Source organism: Chryseobacterium ginsenosidimutans (genome assembly GCF_039536845.1).
GTDB lineage: Bacteria > Bacteroidota > Bacteroidia > Flavobacteriales > Weeksellaceae > Chryseobacterium > Chryseobacterium ginsenosidimutans_B.
Genome location: NZ_BAAAZJ010000003.1, coordinates 25451 through 51185, shown reverse-complemented (window position 1 = coordinate 51185; position 25735 = coordinate 25451). Strand labels below are relative to the sequence as shown.

Annotated in this window: 27 protein-coding genes; 11 read left to right on the top strand and 16 right to left on the bottom strand. The window is 33.9% G+C overall.

From position 1 onward, the window contains the following. Positions 1 to 3 precede the first annotated feature (3 nt). The 6 genes from ABD745_RS00355 to ABD745_RS00330 all read right to left on the bottom strand — a co-directional run bounded on the left by ABD745_RS00355 (position 4) and on the right by ABD745_RS00330 (position 6705). Positions 4 to 846, bottom strand: coding sequence for an energy transducer TonB (locus tag ABD745_RS00355; RefSeq protein ID WP_344823477.1), 843 nt, complete (start codon positions 844 to 846; stop codon positions 4 to 6). Positions 847 to 870: 24 nt separating this feature from the next. Next, on the bottom strand, positions 871 to 1443 hold the full coding sequence (locus ABD745_RS00350) for an ExbD/TolR family protein (RefSeq protein ID WP_344823473.1): 573 nt from the start codon (positions 1441 to 1443) through the stop codon (positions 871 to 873). A 12-nt stretch (positions 1444 to 1455) separates the two neighbouring features. Further along, positions 1456 to 2064: an ExbD/TolR family protein gene (locus ABD745_RS00345; RefSeq protein ID WP_344823469.1), complete on the bottom strand. Its 609-nt coding sequence runs from the start codon at positions 2062 to 2064 to the stop codon at positions 1456 to 1458. A 59-nt stretch (positions 2065 to 2123) separates the two neighbouring features. Beyond that, positions 2124 to 2987 carry a MotA/TolQ/ExbB proton channel family protein gene (locus tag ABD745_RS00340; RefSeq protein ID WP_047399289.1) on the bottom strand — a complete coding sequence of 288 codons (864 nt, stop codon included), beginning with the start codon at positions 2985 to 2987 and terminating at the stop codon, positions 2124 to 2126. Positions 2988 to 3227: 240 nt separating this feature from the next. Further along, positions 3228 to 6041: a leucine--tRNA ligase gene (gene leuS, locus ABD745_RS00335; protein ID WP_344823462.1), complete on the bottom strand. Its 2814-nt coding sequence runs from the start codon at positions 6039 to 6041 to the stop codon at positions 3228 to 3230. Between the two features lie 190 nt (positions 6042 to 6231). Beyond that, entirely contained in the window at positions 6232 to 6705 is a 474-nt protein-coding gene (locus ABD745_RS00330) for a lipocalin-like domain-containing protein (RefSeq protein WP_344823459.1), read from the bottom strand. Positions 6706 to 6903: 198 nt separating this feature from the next. Here ABD745_RS00330 and ABD745_RS00325 point away from each other — a divergent pair, with 198 nt between their 5' ends. From ABD745_RS00325 to ABD745_RS00315, 3 genes are read left to right on the top strand one after another with little or no spacing between them, the layout of a single operon-like run. Further along, positions 6904 to 7881, top strand: coding sequence for an acyltransferase family protein (locus ABD745_RS00325; protein WP_344823455.1), 978 nt, complete (start codon positions 6904 to 6906; stop codon positions 7879 to 7881). A 23-nt stretch (positions 7882 to 7904) separates the two neighbouring features. Continuing rightward, positions 7905 to 8663 (top strand): glycosyltransferase family 2 protein, encoded by a 759-nt coding sequence (locus tag ABD745_RS00320; RefSeq protein ID WP_344823452.1) that lies wholly within the window; start codon positions 7905 to 7907, stop codon positions 8661 to 8663. 9 nt (positions 8664 to 8672) lie between these two features. Next, positions 8673 to 9299 carry a deoxyuridine 5'-triphosphate nucleotidohydrolase gene (locus tag ABD745_RS00315; protein WP_344823448.1) on the top strand — a complete coding sequence of 209 codons (627 nt, stop codon included), beginning with the start codon at positions 8673 to 8675 and terminating at the stop codon, positions 9297 to 9299. Here the strand turns inward: ABD745_RS00315 and ABD745_RS00310 are convergent. The 6 genes from ABD745_RS00310 to ABD745_RS00285 all read right to left on the bottom strand — a co-directional run bounded on the left by ABD745_RS00310 (position 9291) and on the right by ABD745_RS00285 (position 14029). Beyond that, positions 9291 to 10520: a 3-deoxy-D-manno-octulosonic acid transferase gene (locus tag ABD745_RS00310; RefSeq protein WP_344823445.1), complete on the bottom strand. Its 1230-nt coding sequence runs from the start codon at positions 10518 to 10520 to the stop codon at positions 9291 to 9293. The two genes, ABD745_RS00315 and ABD745_RS00310, sit on opposite strands and share 9 nt — an antisense overlap. 12 nt (positions 10521 to 10532) lie before the next feature. Next, complete coding sequence (locus tag ABD745_RS00305; protein ID WP_344823441.1) at positions 10533 to 10871, bottom strand: cupin domain-containing protein; 339 nt, start codon at positions 10869 to 10871, stop codon at positions 10533 to 10535. Beyond that, a complete protein-coding gene (locus ABD745_RS00300) occupies positions 10868 to 11335 on the bottom strand; it encodes a DUF1648 domain-containing protein (protein ID WP_344823438.1) in 468 nt (155 codons plus the stop codon). Before ABD745_RS00300 ends, ABD745_RS00305 begins: the two co-directional genes overlap by 4 nt. Positions 11336 to 11352: 17 nt before the next feature. Continuing rightward, the gene (locus ABD745_RS00295; RefSeq protein WP_344823434.1) at positions 11353 to 12069 is read right to left on the bottom strand and encodes a C40 family peptidase; all 717 of its coding nucleotides are present in this window, start codon (positions 12067 to 12069) and stop codon (positions 11353 to 11355) included. A gap of 88 nt (positions 12070 to 12157) precedes the next feature. Beyond that, the gene (locus ABD745_RS00290) at positions 12158 to 12805 is read right to left on the bottom strand and encodes an O-methyltransferase (protein WP_344823430.1); all 648 of its coding nucleotides are present in this window, start codon (positions 12803 to 12805) and stop codon (positions 12158 to 12160) included. 390 nt (positions 12806 to 13195) lie between these two features. Then, positions 13196 to 14029 (bottom strand): OmpA family protein, encoded by an 834-nt coding sequence (locus ABD745_RS00285; protein ID WP_047399279.1) that lies wholly within the window; start codon positions 14027 to 14029, stop codon positions 13196 to 13198. Between the two features lie 85 nt (positions 14030 to 14114). On the opposite strand from ABD745_RS00285, the gene tilS reads away from it, so the two are divergent. From tilS to ABD745_RS00255, 6 genes are all read left to right on the top strand, one after another. Further along, positions 14115 to 15452 carry a tRNA lysidine(34) synthetase TilS gene (tilS, locus tag ABD745_RS00280; protein ID WP_344823426.1) on the top strand — a complete coding sequence of 446 codons (1338 nt, stop codon included), beginning with the start codon at positions 14115 to 14117 and terminating at the stop codon, positions 15450 to 15452. A gap of 6 nt (positions 15453 to 15458) precedes the next feature. Then, positions 15459 to 17528, top strand: a complete 2070-nt coding sequence (locus tag ABD745_RS00275; protein ID WP_344823422.1) for a protein-disulfide reductase DsbD family protein — start codon at positions 15459 to 15461, stop codon at positions 17526 to 17528. A 215-nt stretch (positions 17529 to 17743) separates the two neighbouring features. Further along, positions 17744 to 18277 (top strand): biopolymer transporter ExbD, encoded by a 534-nt coding sequence (locus tag ABD745_RS00270; RefSeq protein WP_344823419.1) that lies wholly within the window; start codon positions 17744 to 17746, stop codon positions 18275 to 18277. A 63-nt stretch (positions 18278 to 18340) separates the two neighbouring features. Continuing rightward, entirely contained in the window at positions 18341 to 18850 is a 510-nt protein-coding gene (locus tag ABD745_RS00265) for a hypothetical protein (protein WP_344823416.1), read from the top strand. 11 nt (positions 18851 to 18861) lie between these two features. Further along, the gene (locus ABD745_RS00260; protein WP_344823411.1) at positions 18862 to 19644 is read left to right on the top strand and encodes an alpha/beta fold hydrolase; all 783 of its coding nucleotides are present in this window, start codon (positions 18862 to 18864) and stop codon (positions 19642 to 19644) included. Positions 19645 to 19647: 3 nt separating this feature from the next. After that, complete coding sequence (locus tag ABD745_RS00255; RefSeq protein WP_344823408.1) at positions 19648 to 20445, top strand: patatin-like phospholipase family protein; 798 nt, start codon at positions 19648 to 19650, stop codon at positions 20443 to 20445. A 205-nt stretch (positions 20446 to 20650) separates the two neighbouring features. On the opposite strand, the gene ABD745_RS00250 is transcribed toward ABD745_RS00255, so the two are convergent. Next, positions 20651 to 21658 (bottom strand): DHH family phosphoesterase, encoded by a 1008-nt coding sequence (locus tag ABD745_RS00250; RefSeq protein WP_344827161.1) that lies wholly within the window; start codon positions 21656 to 21658, stop codon positions 20651 to 20653. Positions 21659 to 21898: 240 nt separating this feature from the next. On the opposite strand from ABD745_RS00250, the gene rpmH reads away from it, so the two are divergent. Both rpmH and ABD745_RS00240 read left to right on the top strand, forming a co-directional pair. Then, on the top strand, positions 21899 to 22057 hold the full coding sequence (rpmH, locus tag ABD745_RS00245; RefSeq protein WP_039365072.1) for a 50S ribosomal protein L34: 159 nt from the start codon (positions 21899 to 21901) through the stop codon (positions 22055 to 22057). A 153-nt stretch (positions 22058 to 22210) separates the two neighbouring features. Then, complete coding sequence (locus ABD745_RS00240; protein ID WP_344823389.1) at positions 22211 to 22921, top strand: cell division ATP-binding protein FtsE; 711 nt, start codon at positions 22211 to 22213, stop codon at positions 22919 to 22921. A gap of 70 nt (positions 22922 to 22991) precedes the next feature. Here ABD745_RS00240 and ABD745_RS00235 read toward each other — a convergent pair whose 3' ends face one another. Genes ABD745_RS00235 through ABD745_RS00225 form a run of 3 tightly spaced genes read right to left on the bottom strand, consistent with a single transcriptional unit; the run spans position 22992 to position 25729 of the window. Then, positions 22992 to 23687, bottom strand: coding sequence for a tRNA1(Val) (adenine(37)-N6)-methyltransferase (locus tag ABD745_RS00235; protein WP_344823386.1), 696 nt, complete (start codon positions 23685 to 23687; stop codon positions 22992 to 22994). Further along, entirely contained in the window at positions 23687 to 25141 is a 1455-nt protein-coding gene (locus ABD745_RS00230) for a sensor histidine kinase (protein ID WP_344823383.1), read from the bottom strand. Before ABD745_RS00230 ends, ABD745_RS00235 begins: the two co-directional genes overlap by 1 nt. A 3-nt stretch (positions 25142 to 25144) precedes the next feature. Next, positions 25145 to 25729 (bottom strand): riboflavin synthase, encoded by a 585-nt coding sequence (locus ABD745_RS00225; RefSeq protein ID WP_344823380.1) that lies wholly within the window; start codon positions 25727 to 25729, stop codon positions 25145 to 25147. Between the last annotated feature and the right edge of the window lie 6 nt (positions 25730 to 25735).

Below are 25735 nucleotides of genomic sequence, written 5' to 3'. Positions count from 1 at the left end.
ATATTATCCTTCAAAATTCATTGTTAAAGGTAATCTGAATCGGTAACGAACAGATTGTCCGTTAATCTTAGCAGGAGTCCATTTATTTTTAATAGACTTGATCGTTCTTATTGCCTCAGCATTAAAATCCGAATTTCCTCCACTAGCTTTAACGTCCGTAATACTTCCATCTCTTTCAACTACGAAAGTAACTTCAGCTTTTACAGTACCTTCATCACCGTTCATCGCAGAACCATCAAAGTTACTAGATACTTTGTTTCTGAAGGCATTAATACCTCCAGGGAATTCCGCAGTCTGTTCTACCTCTGTATAAACTTGGTTTTCATTAACTTGAGGCTTAACTTCAGCTGTTGAAGCTTTTGTCCCAGTTGATGGTGGCGGTGGTGGTGGTGTGTAAGCCGGAGCTTTTACACCTTCCTGAGCTACCAAACCTGTTTGAGTTTCTAATTGCTTAGAAATTGGCGGAGGTGGAGTTTCAATTTTCGGAGCTTTTACAGGCTCCGGAACCACGTTCTGAATAACTTCAATTTTCTCTTCCTCTTTTGGTGGAGGTGGTGGAGGTGGTTCTTCTTCTTTAGGCTGCTCAATAATTTTATCTTCCTGAAGAATCTCAACCAAATCAGCCTTCACTTCTTGCTTAGGTGGTTCGGTAAGTCTCTTAATTGTAAGATAAATAAAAGGAGACAAAGCCGCGATAAGGAATAATGTAGTTCCTACGATAAAAGATTTTGTCAGAAGTTTTGGATACTTATGTCTTAAATCGTATGCACCATATTCCTTGTTTCTATTTTCAAATACAATCTCATCTAAAGTAAGATTTGGATTGTACGCATTTTCATTTGCCATAGATTTACAATTTTATGGTTTAAATTACTTTGTAGCAGGTGCTGCAGGAGATCCTGTATTACCCACTTTCTTGTCATAAATAGCTTTTTCCCAAGGCTTAAGATCAGTAACACCGTACTGTTCACTCTTCGTAATTGCCATTTCGTCAAGAATATCAACAAAGTTTTTATACACAGCATCATCAGTCGGTTTGATAATAACAGTAAATTTTGTTTTATCTGCCGCATTTGCTTTTGCCTGCCCTATTACTTTTCTAATTCCTTCTCTATCGAAAGTAGTTTCGTTAAGATTCTGATCTGTCAAAGATGTATTATCTTGTTGGTGCCAAAAAATCTTATTGTCTTTACCTAATAATAAAGAAATAGAATTTGAAAGTTTAATTTCAGTCGGAGGTGGTTTTGGTTGATCTTCTTTCGGTTTTGCCGGAAGCCCCAAATCCATTACATTCGGTTTAGAGAATGTGGTTGTGAACATAAAGAAGGTAATCAAAAGAAACCCTAAGTCCACCATCGGAGTCATATCTACGCGGGTATTCTGCTTCTTGGATCGAACCTTTCCGCCTTTCCCGCCTTTTTCCTGTACTTGTACTTCTGCCATTTCTAAATGATATTATTCATTAGGTTTACCTTCTTGTGATGTAATCAACCAAAATTTAAGAAAATCAATATCTCTTAAACCTTCAAATAGGCTTTTAACTTTTGGATATTCAGTAGTAACGTCACCCTTAATAGCTAATTTGTATTCAGGATTTACGTTTAAACTCTCTTTTACCCAGTCTACTAACTGCTTATTTGTACTATCCATAGGAATCCCAGTAGGACTCTTAAAATTCTTCTGCTCGTCATCCGGCATATCAAGATAGCTCTTTAGCTGGTTCATAGGAACCCCAATCGCTTGTACTTTTTGGAATGCAACTTTTTCGTTATTGTCAAAAGTAATACCATACTTTTTACCCATATTGTCTAAAAGCTGTAATCTCTCAGATGCATTTTCTACCGGTTGGAAATAAAATTTTCCGTCCGGAGTAGCGTTGATTGTCATCAAACTTGCATCAGGAAGTAACTTCTCTGATATTGAAGATGGCGGTTTGATCTGCTCCACGTCAGGTTTTTTAAACTGAGTGGTCAAGATAAAGAATGTAAGCAGTAAGAACGCAACGTCACACATTGCCGTCATATCCGTCACTACTCCATGTCTTTTTGGTTTGACTCTCGCCATTATTATTAATGATTTTTAATTAAACTTCTTTTTACTTAATGCAAATTCCTTGCTAATTCTTAGTTGAATTCAGCGAAAGACTGTTGGATACTCATAGCGATCTCGTCAATCTTGTAAGTTAATCCGTCAATTTTAGAAGTAAAGAAGTTATAAAGCATGATAGCGATAGCTGAAGTACCAATACCTAATGCCGTGTTAATCAAGGCTTCAGAGATACCTGTAGAAAGTGCAGCAGCATCTGGTGTACCTCCACCTGAACCTAATGCGAAGAATGCTTTGATCATCCCGATTACTGTTCCAAGTAGTGCAATTAGGGTAGCAACTGTACCTAGAGTAGAAAGAATCATCATGTTTTTCTCAAGCATTGGCATTTCAAGAGTTGTAGCCTCTTCGATCGCTTTGTTAAGCGCTACCATTTTTTGCTCTTTGTTTAGAGTCGTATCGTGAGATAAAGCTTTGTAAGTAGTAAGACCTTCTTTTACTACGTTTCCTACAGAACCTTGTTGTCTGTCGCACTCTTCTAAAGCTTCGTCAACTTTGTTTTGGTTTAGTAAGCTTCTTACCTGTACAACGAAGTTGTCTAAGTTTCCTTTTCCAGCCGCTTGGCTAAGAACGAAATATCTTTCAAAAGAGAAAACGATTACAGTAATCATGAACGTAATCAAGATTGGTACGATTACACCTCCTTTGTAGATAATTCCTAAGAAAGAATCTGGGTGAATGTCTTTTCCTTCAACATCCGAGAAAGCTACAGACGCTCCACCAAGTTTTTCGGCATCTTTAAAATTTCCAGGGTTACCTAAAACGAATAAATAAATACAAATTCCTATAGCTAAGATGATAGGAATAATAATAGCTGGGTTTAAACCTCCCGCTTTTCTAGCAACTACTTGCTCATCATTTTTTGAAACATTCATTTCCATATTTAACTAAATTATATTGTTTTAAAATTTTACAAGGTGTAAATTAAAGGCAAAATTAATTAAAATACAATAGTCTCAAATAAACATTTCAGTTTTTTTCGACAATGAAATTTTAATACGATTTCGATATTATAATTATTTTCTCTTTTTTTGGCAATATTCCTCAATTTTAACGATTACGTTAAAAAATTAAAAAAATTAAGCCCTCATTTTTTTTAATTTGCCAATGTTAATTTTTTTTTAAATTACTATATTCACAATTCTGTGATGCACTACAATAATTTTTTTCGGTGCTTTACCTTCCAAAATCTGTTGCATCTTTTCATCCTGAAGAACCAAATCTTCCACTTCTTTAGCAGAAAGCTGAGCAGAAAGAGAAATTTTAAACTTCATTTTACCATTTACACTTACCGGGTATTGGATTTCGTCTTCAACCAAGTAATCCTCATTCAATACTGGGAATTTCTCAAATTCTACAGACTCATTATTTCCTAACAAACTCCAAAGCTCCTCGCAGATATGTGGGGCGTAAGGGGAAATAATAACGGCTAATGGTTCTAAAATATTGCGCTTGTTACATTTTAATTTTTGTAATTCATTTACAGCAATCATAAATGATGACACAGATGTATTAAAAGAGAAGTTTTCGATGTCATAAACTACCTTCTTTATTAATGTATGCAATACTTTATATTCTGCTTTTGTAGGCTCTTCTTCAGAAACTTCAAAATTATCTTCGTTAAAATATAAATTCCAGAATTTTTTCAGGAAACCGTAAACTCCACTTAGACCTTGCGTGTTCCAAGGTTTGGATTGTTCCAACGGACCCAAAAACATTTCATACAATCTTAAACCGTCTGCTCCGTATTCTTCACAGATATCATCAGGATTTACAACATTGTATTTTGACTTAGACATTTTCTCTACTTCACGACCTGTGATGTATTTCCCGTCTTCTAAAATAAATTCTGCGTCTGTATAATCAGGTCTCCAAGATTTAAAAGCCTCTGTGTCTAATTCATCAGAAGTTCCTTTTAATAAAGATACATCAACGTGGATTGCCTGAGTCTGATAATCTTTTGCTAAATTTTTAGATACATATTGATTTGTACCGTCAATTCTATACACAAAAGCACTCATTCCCAAAATCATTCCTTGATTAATCAATTTCTGGAAAGGCTCATCATTATTAATGTATCCTCTATCCTTCAAAAACATATTCCAAAAACGGGAATATAATAAATGACCGGTTGCGTGCTCGCTACCTCCAATATATAAATCTACCTGTCCCCAGTAATCGCTAAATTCTTTATTAGCAAAAACCTCACCATTATTAGGATCCATATATCTTAGGAAGTACCAAGAGCTTCCTGCCCAACCCGGCATTGTAGATAATTCTAAAGGAAAAACAGTTTTATCATCGATTAAATCTGTAGCAACAACTTTTTGGTTCGCTTCATCCCAAGCAAAAGTTTTTGAATTTCCTAATGGTGGATCTCCGTCTTCCGTTGGTAAATATTTTTCAACTTCAGGAAGTTCCAAAGGCAATGCTGAAGTTGGCAACGTGTAAGGCATTCCATCCTTATAATATATAGGAACCGGTTCGCCCCAGTAACGCTGTCTTGAGAAAATCGCATCACGCTGTCTGTAGTTTGTAGTTCCGTGACCGATTCCTCTTTTTTCTACGGCTGCAATGACTAGAGCTTTCGCTTCATCATAAGTTAAACCATTTAAGAAATCTGAGTTTACACAAACGCTGGTTTTAGAGTCAAAAGATTTTTCCTGAACGTCTTCTTCAGTTTCTACAACTTTTTTAATTTCTAAATTAAATTTCTTTGCAAATCTGTGATCACGCTCGTCATGTGCAGGAACAGCCATTACAGCTCCCGTTCCATAGCCCATCAATACATAATCTGAAATATAGATCGGCATCTTTTCATTGCTGAAAGGGTTGATCGCATAACTTCCTGTGAAAGCACCCGAAACGTTTTTCACATCAGACATTCTGTCTCTTTCGGTTTTTTTGGAAGTTTCTTCAATATAATTGTCTACCTCAGCTTTTTGTTCCGGAGTAGTAATTGTTTCCACTAAAGGATTTTCAGGAGCCAAAACCATAAACGTTGCTCCAAAAATTGTATCAGGTCTTGTCGTGAAAACCTCAACGATCTCATCATGACCTTCAACATTGAATCTAACCTGAGCTCCCTGAGATTTTCCGATCCAGTATTCCTGTGAATCTTTTAAAGGTTGTGGCCAGTCCAACGTTTTAAGACCCTGTAATAATCTTTCAGAGTATGCAGAAATTCTCATGCTCCACTGCATCATTTTCTTTTGGAAAACGGGAAATCCTCCTCTTTCGGATTTTCCGTCTTTCACTTCGTCATTTGCTAACACTGTTCCCAAAGCAGGACACCAGTTTACAGTCGTTTCTGCTCTGTAGGCTAAACGATAATTTAATAAAATATCTTCTTTATCGATCTCAGAAGCATTTTTCCACTCTTCTGCGGTGAAATTTAATTCATCGTTTTGATTGGCATTTAAATCTGCTGTCCCTTTTTCTTCAAAATGCTTGATTAAAGTTTCTATAGATTCTGCCTTGTCTGTATTTTTATTATACCAGGAATGGAACAATTCAATAAAAATCCATTGAGTCCATTTATAATAGGAAGCGTCAGAAGTTCTTACTTCCCTGCTCCAGTCAAAAGAAAAACCGATTTTTTTTAATTGCTCTTCGTATCTGGTAATGTTTTGTTCAGTTGTAATCGCAGGATGCTGCCCTGTCTGAATTGCATACTGTTCAGCAGGAAGTCCGAAGCTGTCGTAACCAACCGGATGGAGAACGTTGAAACCTTGATGTCTTTTGTATCTCGCATAAATATCCGATGCAATATATCCAAGCGGGTGACCTACGTGAAGCCCTGCTCCAGATGGATATGGAAACATGTCGAGAACATAAAATTTCGGTTTGTCTGTGTTATTGGAAGTTTTATACGTTTGGTTTTCTTCCCAGTATTTCTGCCACTTTTTTTCTATCTGCTGATGATCGTAAAACACTTTTTATAATAGATGTTAGATGTTAGACTTTAGACATCGGGCTTAAATTTTATACTTAATTCCAATTCTAATTTTCACAAAAATAATGATTTTAAAAGAAATGGAAATTTAATTTTAAATTAAATATTTTAAAAACAAAAAAATCCCACCCGAAGATGAGATTTATATATTTTTAAAATGAAAATTCTGCTTATGGCTGAACAATTCTCTTCATTGTATACGTTACAGAATGATATTCCGTAGGATCTGTACTATCTTCAATCGTAAGGTTTAAAGTAGTATCATTTAGTAAAGTCACTTTACCTTTATCCGGTTCTACGATTCCCTGATATTTTATCTGAATAGCTTTAGTCCCTTTATCATATGTATATGTGAAATTACGGTCATTCGTTATAGCACAGGTTCCCGGAGTAGCAGTATCTCCCCAAAGCGTTCTTTTTCCTGAAGTTTCGGTATTGAATCTCCATCTTGATTCTTTTTGACAAGTTGTGTAAGTAATCTCATCCGAAACGGGAGGATCTCCTACAGCAACTGTAGTTACAACTTCTTTAATCGGCTGCCAAACTCCTGTAAGTGGAGCTTCCACAACTTCATCGTCGTCGTTATTACATCCTGTCGCTACAAATAATGATAAACCTGCAAATAATAATGCTAATTTCTTCATATATCAAATTTTTCAAGCGCTAAAATTATGATTTATTTATATTATTATACAATTTTTTTTAAAAAATATTATTAAAATTTACTATTTCCTATTTATTGGCTTTATAACCACCTCAAATTACCTTTATTTAACAAACATTCATTATGTGAAATATCCTCTATTCTGCGAAAAAAACTATTTTTGCACAAACAAATGCAAATGCAAGACATAACGAAAAACAATTTTGACTTTATCCGTGTTCTCCTGGCTTTTATTGTTTTCCTGGGACATCTAGGAGCATTGAGTGCTTCTCAGGAGCTTAAGTTTCTTGAACACAGTCCTATAGAAATTGCTGTTTTCGGATTTTTTGTGGTCAGTGGGTTTCTTATTGCAAGAAGCTACGACAGATCGTCAAGCTTAAAAAGTTATTTAAAAAAGAGAATCAAAAGAATTGTTCCCGCCTATTTATTGGTTGTTTTTTTATGTGCGATTCTATTAAGTTTGGTAAGTACTTATTCTTTTGCAGAATATTTCAGCAATACACAGGTTTATAAATATCTTTTCTGGAACTCTATATTTTTAAACTTCAAAGCACCCTGGCTTCCCGGAGTTTTCGGAAATCAGGCTGTGAATGGGGCTCTTTGGACACTTAAAATAGAAATGTGCTATTACTTCTGTGTTCCGTTGCTATTTTTGCTTTTTGGTAAAAACAACAAATACAGGAATATCAGTTTAATTATCCTGTATTTTATATCACTTGTTTACCTTAATTATTTTGAATCATTAAACAAAATTTCAATAGCAAAACAACTTCCGGGAACGTTGTCTTATTTCATTCCGGGAATGCTGATTTATTTTAATTTTGATAAATTCATTAAACATAAAAATCTACTCTTCATCATTGCTATTATTACCGTTTGGATCGATTTATTTTTAAAAATACAATTATTCTCTCCGATGATGATTGGTATTATTGTACTTTACATTGCCTATTCATTTAAGTTTTTAAATAATTTCGGGAAATACGGAGATTTCACATACGGGATCTACATTTTCCACTTCCCTATTATCCGGACTTTTACGACTTTAGGACTGTTTGAAGATTATAATCCATTCTTAATGGCATTTGTCTGTATGTTGGTTGTAATTGCTGTTGGCGTGAGTTCCTGGCATTTTTATGAAAAAAGATTTTTATAATTTAATTAAAATTTGAAACACAAATGAAAGAACTTGTTTCCATCATCACTCCCTCTTATAATTCCGCAGAATTTATCGAGGAAACGATACAATCTGTTTTAAACCAAACCTATGAAAACTGGGAATGGCTGATCAGCGATGACCGCTCTAAAGATAATACCGTAGAAATCATTAAAAAATACAATGATCCAAGAATAAAACTGCAGGTTCTCGAACAAAACGGAGGCGCAGGAAATGCAAGAAACAAAAGCCTAGAAAGAGCTCAGGGAAGATATATCGCTTTTCTCGACTCCGACGATTTCTGGTATCCCGAATATCTGGAAACAATGACCGATTATATGCAGGAAAATAATGCAGAACTGGTCTATTGTAACTATTCCCGATGTGACGAACATACGATGAAACCGATTTTGAAAGATTTTGAAGCTGATAAGATTGTTACTTTTTCTAATTTGCTTAAAACGTGCAGACTTGCTCCGGTCTCTACGATTTATGACACCAAAAGAGTCGGGAAATTTTTCTTTCCTGTAAAAAGTAAGCGTGAAGATCATGTCATGTGGCTGAATCTGTTAAAAGAAATTCCGAAAGGTTATCCTCTAAAAAAGACGTTGGCAAAATACAGAATGCGCGAAAACAGCGTTTCAAGAAAAAAGCAGAATATTATTAAAGATCAATATTTGGTTTATAAAGATTTTATGGGGTTTTCAACTTTAAAATCCTTGTATTATACGGTAAATTGGGCTGTAAATGGATTTTTAAAATATTCTAAAATTTTTAATTAAATTAAAAAAATGGAATATTCAAAAGAATTTAAAGCTGCATTAAGTGCATTTTCCAGCATAGAAAAAGACCGCCTGATTTTCAGATTACTAAAAAAGGATAAACTTTTGTCCAAAAAACTATACTTTGAGCTAATCGATCCGGAAACTACTGATAATAAACGTGATGCAATGGAAGAAATTATTGAGGAGAAAGTTTTATTAGCCTCAAAATACATTGGAAATCAAAAATATTTTCTGGGAATCATTAGAAAAATAAGTGCAGAAATTACCGAACATGTAAAAATTACGACAGATAGATTCGGGGAAGTTTCGCTTAATTTATTATTGATTAATAAGATTTTAGAATATAATGAAGATCTTAGCCGACAAAGATTTGACAATGTTTACAAGCTTTATCTTTACATCATCAATAAAACAGTAAGATCACTGGCTTTGATAAAAAAAATGGATGTAGATTACTGGATGGAAATTGATGAGCATTTGGACAGTCTGAAAGAAAAAATGCATCAAAATAACTATTTATCAAAACTTTTTATCAACAACGGAATAGATTTCAACTGGCTGACAAGCGATAAAATTCCGGAAAATTTTGATCAGATTATAAAAGAAATAAAAAATCAGGGATTTTTACGATAAAATTTTCCTGATGATTAATTCTGTAGAATTTGGCTTTTCTGTGACAAATTTTTCTGCATTTTCAGACATTGTCTGAAGCGAATCTTCATTATTAATCAAAAACATCACAAAATCTGCTGCTAAACCTGCATTTTCAAAAGATCTTCCGCCGTCAACGGAAATTAGCTCATCCGCTTCAGGATTTTTTCTGTAATGATTTCCAAAAATTACAGGAACTCCAAAAGTCGCAGCTTCTAAAATATTGTGCAATCCCGCATCATGAAAACCACCGCCAACAACTGCGATATCCGCATAAGAATATAATTTTGAAAGCAAACCAATACTATCAATAATTAAAACTCTTGATGGATTTTTTTTAATTGACTTATTAATTTCACTGTATAAAATTGCATCAGGAAAGAACTGTTTCAAGTGTTGTACTCTTTTCAAATCGTGAGGTGCAATAATCAATTTTCCGTATGGATTTCCACGCAAAATGTCTTGTGCAATTTTTTCTTCCGCCTGCCATGAACTGCCAAATACAATTGCTTTATCTCCCCCAATAAAATCTTTGATAAAATCTACGTGATTGTCACGATTTCTCAATTGCTTTACCCTGTCAAATCTTGTATCTCCTGTCACAGAAGACTTTGAGAGACCAACACTTTTTGCCAATGCAAAAGACATCTCGGTCTGATGGAAAAACCAATCGATATTATTTTGCAATTGCTTTACAAACCATTTTCCATAAGAAGTAAAAAATGATTGACTATCATAAAATAAAGCTGAAATCACATATGTTTTTGCACCTTGATTTTTTAATTCTGTCAATAAATTATACCAGTAATCATACTTCACCGTAAAAAATAGTTTAACGGAGAATTGTGAGGTAAATTCTTTCACGTAAGATTTTTTATCAAAAGGCAGATAACAGATCACATCGGCAATATTTTTCTTTTTAATAACATTTTCATATCCCGACGGAGAAAAGAAAGTTACCAGAATTTTACATGTCGGAAATTTATCTTTTAACTGTTCCAAAACAGGTAATCCCTGTTCATATTCACCCAAGCTTGCAGCATGCATCCAAATTATCTCATCAGACTTTGTGAAGGCAGATTTCACCTTTTGCAAAGATTCTTTTCTTCCTTCAACGCCTTTTTTAGTTTTATCATCAAACAGCGAAAAAACCTTCATTCCGAAGATCAGTAAATTGATAAATATGTTGTAAAGAAAAGCCATCTTAATTTATTTTTAAATTTCTATTCTGTCGTTATCAGCTGAAGGGCTTGAAATAACCAAAAACTCCAAATCTTTTTCTGATTCATTAGAAATATAATGTTTTAATTTTGGTAAAATAGAAATACTTTCACCCGTTTTTACAGAAAATTTTTCTTCGTTACTATAGAAAACAGCTTCCCCTTTTAAAATATAAAAAAACTGTTCTGCATTTTCATGAAAATGTAATTTTTCAGAAGTTCCTGAAGGCATTATCTCCTGTTTAACTGAAAGATTTGCGGAAGCCTTCAAAACCCAGCTGTCACAATTGTTTCCCCAAATATAATGTTCGGAATTATTTTTAGATTTAATCATTTGAATTGCGCTGTAATTATCAAAACAATCATTACACTCACAAGAACCGATAAAATTGCTGTTGTCATCGGAACTCTCGGTTTTACATTCTCATCACAAGAATACCTGAACATATAATCCTGGCTATTCAAAAAAATCAGTGTAATAAGCACGAAAAGCCATCTGATGAAAATTTTCATGATAAGAAACTGCACCCATTCATTCTCTTTTGTAATTTTTACAGGGAAATTTGCAGACGCAGGATCTCTTATTGTAAAGGCAAAAAGAATAAAAAAAGCAGTCGCCAAAACAGGCATTAAAAAAGAGTATTTTTTGCTGCCAAAATTATCTGCCTTACCGTCGAAATCAAAATGAACAGGAATTGTCTGAGGTAAAGTTTTATAATGTTTTATGGTAAACCACCATAAAAAAACAAGCAATCCAAAATTAAAAATATCAAAAATTGTGAAGAGAATATTCTCCATTTCAGATTAATTTAAAATTACAAAACGTTTTTTATAACTCTTAATTTATGAGTGTGCTTATTCATTTCCTTATTAAAAATCCCAGTAGAATCCAACGTATCAATCCTTACTTTTCCGGAAGCATGAATAATTCTTTGATTATCGAGCATGATCCCGACATGAATAATTTTACCCTCCGGATTTTCAAAAAATGCTAAATCTCCAGGCTGACTTTCTTCAACAAAAGTTAATGATTCACCAACTTCAACTTGTTGAGAAGTGTCTCTCGGCAGCTTTATATTATGGATTTTGTAAACTAATTGTGTAAAACCGGAACAATCAACCGCAAAAAAGCTTTTTCCGCCCCACAAATAAGGAACATTCAGAAATTCTTTGGCCGTTAAAGCAATACTTTCACGAACCTCGTGACTTCTTCTGGAAGCTACAGCAGGAAATTCTACTTCCGAACCCATGGAAAGTAATGTTTTCCCATCATTCATGATCACAGAAGAAAAATCTTCAGTGACAATCGTAACTTTTCGTTTTGCAAAATCTTCGTCTGTTACAGGCTTTAGCTGTTTCGTATCCATCCACCCTTCATAGCCGTCGTAGTGCATTTTTATTTTGGTCCAGTTTTTATTGACCTCCAAAATGTCTGCACTTTCGCCAAATAATATCTCCGTAACAATTTCCGCTTTATCAGAACCTTCCGAACGAACGGGAGCTACTGTAACATTACAAATTCCTTTATTCATTTATATTTTGATTAAAAGATTCAAGAATTAAAAATTAAAAAATTAGAGATTGCTAACCTTTTAATAATTTAATCTTTTAATAGTTTAATTATTTTCTGCGTAGAAAATTTACACCATCCCGCAAAGGTAAAATAAGATTTTCAAAATCGTCATCTTTTGCAATCAAATCATTTAGTTCCTTGATAATCTGTGTAGATTTCTGTTTCGGATTTTCTTCCAATACTTTTCCGTACCAGAGAACATTGTCGAACATTACAACAGATCCGGATTTTGTTCTTGGCTTAATGAGTTTAAAATATTCAGCATAATTTTCCTTGTCCGCATCAATAAAAATCAAATCGAAAACCTCATCAGTTTGTCTTAAAAATTCTTTAGCGTCCTGAAGCTTAAAATCAATTTGGTTTGAATATTCACTTTCCGCAAAATATTTTTTTGGTAAATAAGCTAAATCCTCATTCACATCCAGCGTGGTTATCTTTCCGTCTTTTGCCAGACCTGTCGTAAGGCAAAGTGTGGCATATCCCGTAAAAGTTCCGATTTCAAGAACGTTTTCCGGTTGTATCATCTGAGAAATTATCGTTAATAACCTTCCCTGCTGATAACCGGAAATCATGTGTGGCTGTGTTGTTTTCTGATATGTTTCCCTTCTCAATTTTCTCAGAATTTCAGGCTCCGAGGAAGCATGTGTTTCCAGATACCTGTCCATTTCAGGATTAGTTTCTTCAAAAAAGCTCATTCTACAAATTTTTGTTATTCAAATTTACTTAAATATAAGGAAAAAGTATGAGAAATCCCAAACATTCTAAGACATGGGAAAATCCACATATCAATTACCGTAAAAATACGGATAGCACATCCTCACAGATTGCCCTACCTTTGCAATGAGGGGTAAAAACACCAAGAAAAAAAAGCAAAATGAATGTCGGGGAAAAACTAATTAATAAGGAGAATCGGAAGACCGCTGTGCTGAAAGGCAAAGCGGATTCTTCCTTAAAAAAAACTAAGCCGGAAATATCCAATTCACTTTTTCAAAGAATTATTTCATTACTGAAAAAGGAAGAACTAATTTGATTAAAAAAAATCCCGAATTACTTCGGGATTTTTTATTGATTGAATGCTGTTTTAATTATTTCTTTGGCGTGATATCCATTAATTTCATGAATTCATCAAGCTTCGGCATAATGATAATCTCTGTTCTTCTGTTTTCAGCTCTTCCTGAAACGCTCATGTTTGTCGCTTTAGGATTATACTCAGAACGTCCGCCTGCTGTAATTCTAGCCGGATCAACACCGAACTGAGTCTGTAAGATTTTAGCTACTGCCGTACCTCTTAAAGCAGAAAGATCCCAGTTGTCTCTTGGTAAACTTGCGGACGCCAATGCAGCATTATCTGTATTACCTTCGATCAATACTGAATATTTATCGTAATCGTTGATTACTTTAGCAACTTTTCCCAGCACTTCCTGAGCTGCCGGAAGAATATTGTAGTCACCTGTTTTATACAGCATTTTGTCTGAAAGTGAAATCATTACCACTCCTTTCAATACTTTCACCTGAACATCTCCGTCTGCTACGTTATCCAAAGATCTTTTTAACTTGTTCGACAAAGCTAAATTCAAGCTGTCGTTTTTAGCATTGCTAGAAATCAACTGTTTGATATAAGAATTAGAAGAATTGATCTCTCCTACTAATTTATCGATATTTGCAGAGCTTTTCCCTGTATTTGCAAGACATGCGTCTAGTGAAGATTTTAAAGCATCATGCTGACTTTTCAGTAAATTATTTTCACTTGACAAAGCAGAGTTACTAGATTTCAACTCTTGAATTTCTCTTTGTCTTTCCCCTACATTTTCAATACATTGCTTATAATTTGAACTTAAAGCATCGTACTGTTTTTTGCTGATACAAGAAGTCATTCCCAGCGCCATTGCAGAAACTGCTAAAATTTTAAAAATTTTCATAAATAATCATTTTTAGACGCCCAAAGGTAGGAAAATTCATTTTAATTATATGGCTTATCTTTGTGCAAAGAAATTCTCAACACAGATGTTGAAAACATTACACGTTAAAAATCAATTAGAAAATCTTGTTCATTCTCCAGAAAACCACACCTATCTTTTGGCAGTGAGCGGAGGCGCCGACTCTATGGTTTTAGCACATATCTTTAAGGACTTAGGAATTGATTTTCATATTGCACACATTAATTATAAACTTCGCGGGGAAGACTCTGATCTGGATCAAAAAACAGTTCAGGATTTCTGTAAAAAGAATCATATTAAATTTCATTTATATGAAGTTTCAAAAAAAGACAACAAGCCGGAAAATTCGATTCAGCTTTGGGCGAGAGAACTTCGGTATAATTTCTTTAAACAAATCCAGGAAAAAGAAAACCTGAAATTTCTGGTAACCGCTCATCATTTGAATGACCAGCTGGAAACCTTTATCATCAATCTTTCCAAAGCATCCGGAATTAATGGCTTGAGTGGAATTCCTGCGAATGATAATAAAATTTTAAGACCGCTTTTAAATTTCACAAAAGAAGAGATCTACGAATTCGCAAAAGAAAACAAAATTGAATACCGTGAAGATCTTTCCAATAAAAAAAGTGATTACTTAAGGAATAAAATCAGAAATGAAATTGTCCCAAAATTATTGGAAACAAATGATCATTTTCTTGAAAACTTCAAAAAAAGCATTTCTTATTTAAATCAAACTAAAGATTTTGTTCAGCAGCAAATTCAGGAAATCGAAGAAAGAATTTCAATTTTTAACAAAGAGTATAAAATTCTATCCAAAGAAAAGCTGAATCAGGAAAGTGATTTTGTCAGGTTTGAGATCTTAAAAAAATATGGTTTTAACCAAGAAGAGGAAATTCCAAAAATTTTTAAAGCTGAAAATGGAAGCTCTTTTTTTTCAAAAGATTATCAATTGATCGTTAATTATGATGAATTAATTATACGTGGAAAGATCGAAAATGGAAGATGGAAATTTAATGACAGAGACAAAAACACGAAAGATGAAATTCTTTTGATTGAAAAATTTGACTTTTCTGCAAACCAAATCGCCATTAATCTCGAAGATACTATTGAAAGCATTGACGGAATCAATAAAACTTTTGAATGGGATTTTGACGCCGATAAACTCCAGTTTCCATTGCAATTAAGGAAGCATGAAGAGGGTGATGAATTCTATCCGTCGGGGTTTTCAGGGAAAAAGAAGGTTTCTAAATTTTTTAGGGACGAAAAATTATCTATTTTAGCGAGGCAAAAAATCTGGATTTTGACTGATGGCAAAAATTCCGTTCTTGGAGTTATACCTTTCAGGCAGGACAGACGATATGCGAGGGATGAGAAAACGAAAAATATTCTCAAAATTTTTAATTAAAGTAAAATGAAATTTAAAAACTGGTTTTTATTAATTCTGTTATTTTTAGCAACGGGGATTAATGCACAAATCAAAAATCCTGTAAAGTTTAAATTTACAATCAACGAATTAGGAGACAACCAATACGAAGCTGTTTTGAATGCAACGATGGAAAGCGGTTGGCATATTTATTCAAGAGACATTCCGGAAGATACGGGAATTCCGACTGAGTATAAAGTTTCCGGAAAAAATATCGAGTTGATCGGAAAATTTGTTGAAGTTGGTAAAAAGCATGAAGAATTTTCTGAGGCTTTTGGAGGAAAGATTATTTTCTATTCTAATTCTGCCGGTTTTAAGCAAAAATTTAAATTAAAAGACGGTGCAAAACCTGCCGATGTAGTTGCCGAGATTACGTATCAGACCTGTGACGACAGAGTTTGTCTCGCTCCGAATACATTAGAATTTAATCAAAAAGTTACGCCAAAAGGTGCAACAGAAGCAGCCACCACGGAAACAACTGCCGAAACGGTAAAAGATTCTGCAAAAACTGCTGAAGTTACGGTCGTTGCTCCGGCAAACTCGAAAGTTACCGTTACAGAAAAACCTGAACTTGATCCAAAACAATTAAAAATACCATCTATTGATTTCCAAAAACCTTTGACAGATTGCGGAACGGCAGCTATTAAAGACAGCGAAAATTATTGGACATATTTATTCCTAGGATTTATCGGAGGATTGATTGCATTGCTGACGCCTTGCGTATTCCCGATGATTCCTTTAACTGTTTCATTCTTTACAAAAGGGAATAAAAACAAGGCAAAAGGTAAAAGAGACGCATTTATCTATGGATTTTTCATTCTTTTGATTTTTGTTTTATTAAGTGTTCCTTTTCATTTAATTGACGGAATTGCAGGAAACGTCTTCAATGAAATTTCTACAAGCATTTGGCTTAATATTGTATTCTTTATCGTATTCATCTTCTTTGCAGGAAGCTTCTTCGGATATTACGATATTTCGTTACCAAGTTCCATTGCAAACAAATCTTCAAAAGCGGAAGAAGCAGGTGGAATCATCGGTATTTTCTTTATGGCTTTAACTTTGGTGATTGTATCTTTCTCTTGTACAGGTCCTATTCTGGGAAGTTTATTGGGTGGTTCATTATCCGGATCATCTCATATTCCGACGCTTTTAACTTTAGCTTTAACAGGTTTTGGCTTGGCTTGGGCAATCATTTTCGGATTATTAGCGTTATTCCCACAAGCTTTACAAAGTCTTCCAAAATCCGGAGGATGGATGAATACAGTGAAGGTTGTTTTAGGATTTATCGAATTGGCTTTAGCGTTGAAATTCTTGTCAAAAGCAGATTTAGTTTCTAAAACTTTCTTATTAAAAAGAGAACTTTTCATCGCAATCTGGATTATTATAGGAATCGGTTTAGCTTTATATTTATTTGGATTAATCAGATTCCCGCACGACGATAAAAAGCCTAAAATTTCCATCACCAGAAAAGTATTAGGAGTGTTAGGAATTGGTTTTGTAATATATATGATTCAGGGATTAATTCCTGCTGAACGTCCGAAACTGCAATTATTAAGCGGAATTTTACCTCCGTTAAATGTAAGTTATTTCCACAATGAAAAAGACGGGATTTTGGGAATGCACCCTGAACACGATTTCTTTAAAGCTGTTGAATTAGCTAAAAAAGAAGACAAACCGATCCTAATTGACTTCACAGGTTACGGTTGCGAAAACTGTAGAAAAATGGAGGAATTCGTTTGGAGCGAACCGGATATTTTACCGATCCTTCAAAATGATGTTGTCTTGGCTTCACTTTATGTTGATGATAAAGAAGAACTTCCTGAAGATCAAAAAACGAAGATTGATTTGGGTGACGGACAAGTGAAAAAAGTAAAAACGATTGGTGACAGATGGAGCTTGTTCCAACAAGTGAATTTTAATAATAATTCTCAACCGCACTACGTTTTGGTAACTCCGGATGGAAAAGTGATTAATGCTCCCGTTTCAGGATATATGCCGAAGGAAGATTTCAAGAAATTCCTTGAATGTGGGGTAAATTATTACAAAAAAAATAAGTAATTCTCACAAAAAAAATACAGCAAGCCTTATCAATTTTATTGGTAAGGCTTTTTTAATGCATTGATTTTAACAATATTTAAGGATAAATTTTTAATTAAATTACGAAATTAATATCATTTTTAAATTTTAGGTACAAACTTTGTATAGATCTCACAAAACAACTAGTAAGTTTTTACTTTTAATTGTACCGTTTAACATTTTAAAAACTATTAATTATGGCTGAAGTAATTGCACAAGAAAAGCAAGGAGGAAGCAAACAAAGAAAAAAACCAATCAGAGTTGATATGACTCCAATGGTAGATCTGGGATTTTTATTAATTACATTCTTTATGTTTACCACAAATTTCACAAAACCCAATGTGATGGATTTGGGTTTACCGGCGAAAGATCATTCACCTAATCCTGTTCCACAACCACCAATTGATATTGATGTAAATAATCAAATTACATTTATTCTTGGTAAAAACAATAGAGTATTCTATCATCAAAGCAGTAAAGAAGATTTAAATTCAAGTAATTTAAAAGAAACAAACTTTAGTGGAATTAATATTTCTAAAGTCATTTCCGAAGCTTATAACAAAGCTCCGAAAAAAGAAATCTTCACAATTATTATAAAACCAACAGATGATGCAAACTATAAAAATTTCGTAGATGTTTTGGACAACGTTGCAATTTCCAAAAAAGAACGCTACGGAGTTACCGACATCAAACCTTGGGAAAAGAAAGTTTACGAAGAATTAACCAAATAAGATCAAAGGGCATTTTCAAAATGCTCTTTTTTTATTTACATTTGAGTATAATTTTATTTTTTAATGAAAAATTTTTTAACCGCTTTAGCCATTACAGTCTTTCTTATTTCCTGTTCTAAAAAAGAAGCAGCTTCCACTTCAAACAAAACGGACAGTACAAAAATTGTTGATTCTATTAATGCTGCAAGAACTAAAATAAACGACAGCATCAAATCCAAAAATCATTTTAAAGATTTTAACGGAAGCCACAAATTCACACATAATTCAATAAAGACTTCAGGATCCGTTGATTTCAAAAAAATCGATGGAGAAGCTGATCATTATAATGTAACCGGAGATATAAAATCAGGTAAAAGCTACGTACATATCGATGGATTTATGGCGGTGGTATCCGACAAACACATGAATTTCACAGGAGACATTTCTGAAAGTGTGTCTGAAAACGAAAATGGAAAACTATATGTAAGAAAAGGTACAAAAACCTTTATGTCTAAAGATGGCGGAAAAACATACAGACTTCAGGACATGGTGAATGGTTCGGGATTTGTTGAGTATATTGATATTCACTTTTAATTGTTGAAATTATGCTAAACTTCGAGAGAAAAGGAAACGGAAAAGAAACTTTGGTTCTGCTTCACGGTTTCATGGAAAATCTTCACATTTGGAACGACATGGAACCTTATCTTTCTGAAAATTTTTCATTGCTAAAAATCGATCTTCCCGGTCATGGACAGTCGGACATTATTGCGGAAGTTCAGACAATGGAACTGGTCGCAGAAGAAGTGAAAAAAGTTTTAGATCATTTACATTTAGAAAAAATTCACTTATTAGGACATTCGATGGGTGGTTATATTTCTTTAGGTTTCGCCGAAAAACATCCCGAATATTTAAAAAGTTTAACATTATTTTTTTCCACTTATTTTCCGGATGATGCCGAGAAAAAAGAACAGCGCATAAAAAGCTATCGGATTATAAAAGATGCTTTCCCACATTATGCAAGAGCAGGAATTCCTAATCTTTTTAACCCAAACGAAAGAGATGTTTTAGAAGGAAAAATAGAAACTGCTCTGGAAATTGCTCTTTCTACAAACAATTTGGGCGCATTAGCTTCAGTAAAAGGTATGGTGGAAAGAACCGATAAAAAACACATTCTGGAAAGCCTGGAATCAAAAATTTTAGTAATCGCCGGAAAACACGACAATGCCGTAAAAACAGAATTACTGATCAAACATCTTCCTGACAGAACCAATATCAAATCTTACGTTCTCGATTGCGGGCACAACGGACATTGGGAAAAACCGAGTATTTGTGCGGAAATCATCAATACCGAACTTCTTCATCATATGCCGAAACATTTAGTTTTCTAAATTATGATGGATTTTTTTTCTTTCAAAAAAAAGAAACCGATTATCGGCTTGACACTTTCGGGAGGAGGAATGCGCGGAATCGCTCACATTGCAGTTTTGAAAGCTTTGGAAGAATACAATCTGAAACCTGATATTATTTCAGGAACAAGTGCAGGGTCAATCGTCGGGGCATTTTATTCTTTCGGGAAATCTCCGGATGAGATGATGGAAATTGTAAAACAGACTACTTTTTTTTCAAGATCATATTTAAAACTTTCTAAAAACGGGATTTTTAGCTCTAAGTTTATTTTAAAATTGCTCACCGATTATTTTCCTGAAGATAATTTTAAAATATTGAAAATTCCTGTATACGTTGCCGCTACAGAAATGACTCACGGGATTGTTGATTTCTTTTCGGAGGGTGAACTTTTCGCTCCTTTATTGGCTTCTTCAAGTGTTCCTTTTATCCTTCCGCCTGTAAAAATGGGAGAAAAAATTTATGTTGATGGCGGAGTTTTAGATAATTTACCAATTGAACCGATCGTTGATAAATGTGATTTTTTAATTGCTTCACACGTTAATTCCATCAGTTATGATAGTTTGGAAAAGATGAGTTTAATGAAAGAATTTGACAGGATTTTACACTTAGCCATCGCAAAATCGGTTTATTCTAAAGCAAAATCATGCGACATATTTTTGGATCCTCCGAAAATGACAAAATTCAGTTTATTTAATAAAAAATCTTTTGATATCATGTTTCAGGAAGTGTATGAATACACCTGTAAAGAACTGGAAAAAAAGGGATATTCCAGATTTTCTTGAGTTATAGAGTAATGTGTCTGAGGGCTTTAGTGTGAGAGGATTTTAGAGTTTTTCTAAGCTTAAAACCTTTTTTGTTAAAGATAAAATACATAGTTTGTCATTCCTTAATAATCTCTGCAAAGGTATTTTTATAAAAATTTATAAATAACGCTTAGATTCCACGCTACACTTTGTTTCGCTCTGAATAACAAAAACATATATCAAACTACAAACTCTCCTCCCCTTCTATTCTGTTTTTGAAAGTTGCAATCGTTCCCTGCAAAGATTCATTAGATTTTCCACCGGCTGCATTAATATGCCCACCTCCACTGAAATATTTTCTCGAGAATTGATTAACATCCATATCATCTTTACTTCTGAAAGAAATTTTAATGAAGTCTTCATATAAATCTTCCATGAAAAACGCTGCCATTTTTACGCCAAGAATACTTAAACCATAATTTACAAAACCTTCTGTATCTCCTTTCTGGAAACCATATTCTTTAAGTTCTTCTCTTGTAAGGTATAAAACTGCCACTTTTCCGTCTTTTACAACCTCAATTCTACCTAAAATCAACGCCAACAAATGAAGACGCGAAACTGTATTCGTATCCCAGGTATTTGAAGTGATCATTGCAGGATCTGCTCCGTTTTCAATTAAATTAGCAATAATTCTATGCGTTGTTGCACTTGTAGAACGGAAACGGAAACCTCCTGTATCCGTCATGATTCCTGTGTAAAGACATTCTGCAATATCTTTATTTACCAAATTTTCGTCGCCCATCGCTTCAATAAAATGATAAATCATCTGGCAAGTTGCAGGAATTACCGTATCAGAATATACATAATCAAATGGTTCCGGCTGTTGGTGGTGATCGATAAGGATTTTTTTTCCTCTAGCTTTTGTAAGCCAATCGCCCAACAAACCGATTCTTGAAGGAGAATTAAAATCAAGACAGAAAATAACATCCGCTTCACTGATAAGATCAAAAGCAATTTTTCTTTTGTATTCGGCGATCAAAGCTTTTTTCGCTTCAGGCATCCATTTCAGAAACTTCGGGAAATCGTTGGGTACAATCACCTCAGCAAAGATCCCTTTTGCCTTTAAATAATGTTTCAAACCAAGACTCGAACCAATAGCATCACCATCCGGATTATAGTGTGTAAGAATTACAATTTTATTTTCCGGGGTAAGTAAAGTCTTGATTTCTGAAAGTTCTGCTTGTGTAAACATCATTATGTTTATTTTTTTCTTTAATTTTGGGTTTCCAAAGATAGAGCTTTTAAATAAATCATTAATATTATTTTTGATAACAAGAAAATTCGTTTAGCAATCGGGCTTCATGAATAAGGTTATTAAAAATCAAGGCAAAAAAATTAAAAAAAAGATTTGTAATATTTGTATCTTATAAAAAAATCTATATCTTTGCAACCTGAAAAATATAATAGATAATTACGATTTAAACATATAGTAATGAGTAAAAGAACATTCCAGCCATCAGAAAGAAAAAGAAGAAACAAACACGGTTTCAGAGAAAGAATGTCTACGCCAAATGGAAGAAGAGTTTTGGCTGCGAGAAGAGCTAAAGGCAGAAAGAGTTTAACTGTAAGTGCTGCGCGCGCTAAGAGATAATCTTTTTATTATCATATACAAATCATGCTTGAGAAGAAGTTTTTCAAGCATTTTTTGTTGTTAAAATTTACTAAAATTTACCTTCCTTACAGTTCTTTTTACTATTTTTAAAAGTTGAAAATATTTTTAGAAACAGTACTTTAAAATTGAATTATGCCACATACAAATATCTCCGGAGATAATATCATAAGTTTACAACACGCCAAGATTGCGCAAAAAAACTTCACGGTTCTTTCTGATGTGAATCTTAATATCAAAAAGGGAAGATTCTGCTATCTTATCGGAAAAACAGGTTCAGGAAAAAGTTCACTTTTAAAGACTTTGTACGGACACATTCCTTTAGCAGCAGGACACGGAGCTGTTGTAGGTTTTGATCTGGAAAAAATGAGAGCTTCAGATGTTCCGAATCTAAGAAGAAAATTGGGAATTGTTTTCCAGGATTTCCAATTGCTTTCTGACAGAACAGTTGAAAAAAACCTAATATTCGTTCTTGAAGCAACAGGCTGGAATGATAAAGTAAAAATGGAAGACCGCATCAACGAAGTTCTTGGAAGCGTAAATATGAAGAGCAAAAAACACAAAATGCCTCATGAACTTTCTGGAGGTGAGCAACAGCGTATAGCGATTGCAAGAGCTCTTCTTAATCATCCTGATTTAATTTTAGCGGATGAGCCTACAGGAAATCTCGATCCTGAAACATCTAACGAAATTATGACATTATTGAAGCAGGTTGCCCTTGAAAACGGCGCTGCAGTTGTAATGGCAACACATGATTACCACATGATCCAAAACTTTCCGGGAGAAGCCATCAGATGTGAAGATGGAAAAGTTTCTGTATTGGATACGGCGGAATTATTTGAATAACTGATAATTAAAAGATTAAGAAATTTCGAGATTATGATGCTACTAACTTCTAAAATCTAATTTCCAACTTCTATCCCTTAAAAACATGAAACTCTTTCGTGAGTTCAAGATATGGGTCCGAGTATTGTCTCGGACTTTTTTCTATGATAAATTCTGATTCTGCAAATATATCTTGAGTTAATGAAAATTCCAGGATTACCCTTTTTATTTTTGAGTTTTCTATTCCTTTAATATTAATTTTTCGGATTAAAAACAATCTATTTTCTTCACAGATTTCAACAAAATCATTTCCAGGTTCAGCCGGGATTATAACAGAAAAAATTCCGTCTTCAGAAAGCAGTTTTGATGATTTTGAAATTAGCTCACTAAAATTTAATTCTACAGTCTGTCGGGCAATTTTATCTTTATCAGAATCCGAAGCTTCAAAATAAGGTGGATTTGAAGCTATTAAATCAAATTTTTCTTCCGTTTCAAAATTTTTATAATCTTGATGAATATTTTTCAACCTTGCTTTAAAAGGAGAATTTTCAAAATTTAATTGAGTAAGATTTACGGCTTCCTCATTAATATCAATTCCTAAAAATTCTGCATTTGAATTTCTCTGAGCCAACATTAATGAAATCAAACCTGTCCCGGTTCCTACTTCCAAAACTTTGGAGGCATTATTTACATTAGCTAAAGCACCCAACAAAACTCCGTCTGTTCCTACACGGAAGACATTTTTTGATTGTCGAATTTCGAATTGTTTAAACTTAAATGATTTCACTATAAATTTGTCGGCAAAGTAATGATGAATGTTGACCCTTTTCCAACTTCAGATTTTACGGTAATTTCGCCTTTGTAATCTTCCACCATCTTTCTCACCATTGATAAACCAAGCCCCATTCCGCTGTTTTTGGAGGTAAAATTGGGTTCAAAAATTCTTTCATATATACCCTCTTCTATTCCAATTCCGTTATCCTGAACAGAAATCATTACTCTTCTCTGATGTTGCTCAACATCAACATTAATGATCAGCTTTCTTTCTTCACTTTCCGCCTGTCTCGCATTAGTAACAAGGTTTGTGATAATTCTGGACAGATAAATTCTATCCATATTGATCATAATATTCCCTTTGTTAGAATGCATGAAAATACTATCATCATTGAAAACACGAAGAATATCTTCTACTTCTGTATTCAGATTAATGACTTCATTATTTTTTTCGGGAAGTTTTGCAAATTCTGAGAAAGCAGAAGCAACAGTCGCAATTAAATCGATCTGATCAACCATTGTTTTACTCATTTGCTTTACTCTTTCTCTGATATTCGGATCTTCGGGATCAAATTTTCTTTCAAAATTCTGAATGGTCAATTTCATTGGAGTCAAAGGGTTTTTGACCTCATGTGCAACTTGTTTTGCCATTTCCCGCCATGCTTCTTCCGAAGCTTTGAAACGGAGCCTTTCTTTCTGATCCTGGATCTGAAGAATCATTCTGTTATAAGCTCTTGCCAAAGCATTTAATTCATCGTTTTTATAATATCTGATCGGGCGCATCTCATTCTCAAACAATGTGATACGTGTAATCATATCAGAAAATTTAGTGATATTTTTTGCCAAGCTATTCGACATGATCCAACTGAACCAAATACTGAATAAAATCAACAAAATATCAACTAAAACAATATATTTCACATATGTATTAAGAACACCGAAATAGGCAGATTCATCGTGATAAAGAGGAATATACACAATCGCAATCGGCTCCAGATCATTATTCTTCAGAAGTAAATACGAAGAAGTAAGTACTGCGTCTTTAGCAGGATCATAACTTTTGATGTCAACTCTTGCATTAGTAGCTAAAATCCTGTTTACTATGTTAATAGGTACAGCTTTTTGCTCCACAAGACTTTCTTCTCTATTAGACAAAAGATAATTCCCTTTCAGATCATACAAAAAAATATCGTGATGATTAATATCCGCAATCTCGAAAATTTTACTCTCCAAAACTTTCTTCAGATCATCGGTTTTCACCTGTGTCCTGCTCACCGCATAGTCAAGATATCCAATTACAGCACCTGTTTTGCTCTGCATATCAATCTCACTTTGCTTTTCAGAATTTTGTTTTAGAACAAAATAAGGAACCAGCGAAGAGGCTACAACACTTAAAAGACATACCAACAAGAAACCGAAAAACACACGATTCCTTAAGCTATAACCTTTATACATATTAATTGACATCCTCTATTTTTTAATTAACTTAGCAATATACTTACCAATTATATCAAATTCTAAATTAACTTTATCTCCAGCTTTTAAATGTTGCATATTTGTAAATTCCCATGTATAAGGAATAATGGCCACAGAAAACTGAGTGTCTTCGCTTTTTGCAACTGTTAGACTAATTCCATTTACGGTAATCGAACCTTGCGGAACAGTTACAAAACTTCCGTTATCTTCATATTTCATGGTAATAAAATAACTTCCGTCTTTATTTTCAATACTTACAACTTCACCAGTTTTATCAACGTGCCCCTGAACAATGTGACCATCCAGTCTTCCATCCATTTTCATACAGCGTTCAAGATTCACTACAGAGCCTACTTCCCATTTTCCAAGGTTTGTTTTTTCAAGCGTTTCGTTGATTGCAGTTACAACATATTGATGCCCGTCAATTTTCACAACCGTCAAACAACAGCCGTTGTGCGCCAGACTTTGATCGATCTTTAATTCATCTGTAAAAGGACATGTAAGAGTAAAATCAATATTACTTCCGTTTGTTTCTATTTTCTCAATAACTCCAACTGCTTCAATTATTCCTGTGAACATATTATT

Coding starts and splice junctions, on each gene's coding strand:
- ABD745_RS00355 (WP_344823477.1), bottom strand. CDS start 846: ATGGCAAATGAAAATGCGTACAATCCAAATCTTACTTTAGATGAGATT.
- ABD745_RS00350 (WP_344823473.1), bottom strand. CDS start 1,443: ATGGCAGAAGTACAAGTACAGGAAAAAGGCGGGAAAGGCGGAAAGGTT.
- ABD745_RS00345 (WP_344823469.1), bottom strand. CDS start 2,064: ATGGCGAGAGTCAAACCAAAAAGACATGGAGTAGTGACGGATATGACG.
- ABD745_RS00340 (WP_047399289.1), bottom strand. CDS start 2,987: ATGGAAATGAATGTTTCAAAAAATGATGAGCAAGTAGTTGCTAGAAAA.
- ABD745_RS00330 (WP_344823459.1), bottom strand. CDS start 6,705: ATGAAGAAATTAGCATTATTATTTGCAGGTTTATCATTATTTGTAGCG.
- ABD745_RS00325 (WP_344823455.1), top strand. CDS start 6,904: ATGCAAGACATAACGAAAAACAATTTTGACTTTATCCGTGTTCTCCTG.
- ABD745_RS00320 (WP_344823452.1), top strand. CDS start 7,905: ATGAAAGAACTTGTTTCCATCATCACTCCCTCTTATAATTCCGCAGAA.
- ABD745_RS00315 (WP_344823448.1), top strand. CDS start 8,673: ATGGAATATTCAAAAGAATTTAAAGCTGCATTAAGTGCATTTTCCAGC.
- ABD745_RS00310 (WP_344823445.1), bottom strand. CDS start 10,520: ATGGCTTTTCTTTACAACATATTTATCAATTTACTGATCTTCGGAATG.
- ABD745_RS00305 (WP_344823441.1), bottom strand. CDS start 10,871: ATGATTAAATCTAAAAATAATTCCGAACATTATATTTGGGGAAACAAT.
- ABD745_RS00300 (WP_344823438.1), bottom strand. CDS start 11,335: ATGGAGAATATTCTCTTCACAATTTTTGATATTTTTAATTTTGGATTG.
- ABD745_RS00295 (WP_344823434.1), bottom strand. CDS start 12,069: ATGAATAAAGGAATTTGTAATGTTACAGTAGCTCCCGTTCGTTCGGAA.
- ABD745_RS00290 (WP_344823430.1), bottom strand. CDS start 12,805: ATGAGCTTTTTTGAAGAAACTAATCCTGAAATGGACAGGTATCTGGAA.
- ABD745_RS00285 (WP_047399279.1), bottom strand. CDS start 14,029: ATGAAAATTTTTAAAATTTTAGCAGTTTCTGCAATGGCGCTGGGAATG.
- tilS (WP_344823426.1), top strand. CDS start 14,115: ATGTTGAAAACATTACACGTTAAAAATCAATTAGAAAATCTTGTTCAT.
- ABD745_RS00275 (WP_344823422.1), top strand. CDS start 15,459: ATGAAATTTAAAAACTGGTTTTTATTAATTCTGTTATTTTTAGCAACG.
- ABD745_RS00270 (WP_344823419.1), top strand. CDS start 17,744: ATGGCTGAAGTAATTGCACAAGAAAAGCAAGGAGGAAGCAAACAAAGA.
- ABD745_RS00265 (WP_344823416.1), top strand. CDS start 18,341: ATGAAAAATTTTTTAACCGCTTTAGCCATTACAGTCTTTCTTATTTCC.
- ABD745_RS00260 (WP_344823411.1), top strand. CDS start 18,862: ATGCTAAACTTCGAGAGAAAAGGAAACGGAAAAGAAACTTTGGTTCTG.
- ABD745_RS00255 (WP_344823408.1), top strand. CDS start 19,648: ATGATGGATTTTTTTTCTTTCAAAAAAAAGAAACCGATTATCGGCTTG.
- ABD745_RS00250 (WP_344827161.1), bottom strand. CDS start 21,658: ATGTTTACACAAGCAGAACTTTCAGAAATCAAGACTTTACTTACCCCG.
- rpmH (WP_039365072.1), top strand. CDS start 21,899: ATGAGTAAAAGAACATTCCAGCCATCAGAAAGAAAAAGAAGAAACAAA.
- ABD745_RS00240 (WP_344823389.1), top strand. CDS start 22,211: ATGCCACATACAAATATCTCCGGAGATAATATCATAAGTTTACAACAC.
- ABD745_RS00230 (WP_344823383.1), bottom strand. CDS start 25,141: ATGTCAATTAATATGTATAAAGGTTATAGCTTAAGGAATCGTGTGTTT.
- ABD745_RS00225 (WP_344823380.1), bottom strand. CDS start 25,729: ATGTTCACAGGAATAATTGAAGCAGTTGGAGTTATTGAGAAAATAGAA.